Origin of the sequence: Paraburkholderia sp. SIMBA_054, from assembly GCF_046534875.1 — a bacterium.
GTDB classification, from domain to species: domain Bacteria; phylum Pseudomonadota; class Gammaproteobacteria; order Burkholderiales; family Burkholderiaceae; genus Paraburkholderia; species Paraburkholderia hospita.
In genome coordinates, this window is the sequence record NZ_JAWRXV010001800.1 from 1 (window position 1) to 232 (window position 232).

Genomic DNA, 232 nt, shown 5'->3' on the forward strand with positions numbered 1-232 from the left:
GGTTGGTATTGCCGCTTTTTGCCAGAAATATTGATTGAACGCCCCATTTTCCAACCTCTTGTGCCGCCGCGCTTAATGACCCCGCCCGAGAACGAAGCCGGGTTTGTGATATTCAACGTGCCCGAGATCCATCATTTTCCAGCGGCCGCCCCATGTCAGGCCGACCTGCTCGGCTGTTTGTCCATATAACTGATAGCCTCGCATGGCCCAGGGATCTTTTTCTGAAATGACG

General features: G+C 53.4%; 1 protein-coding gene. It reads right to left on the reverse strand.

What is annotated here, in order from left to right:
- Positions 1 to 72: 72 nt before the first annotated feature.
- Positions 73 to 232 (reverse strand): M15 family metallopeptidase (locus SB822_RS61290; RefSeq protein WP_410859690.1); only part of this gene is annotated, 160 nt, incomplete at its 5' end.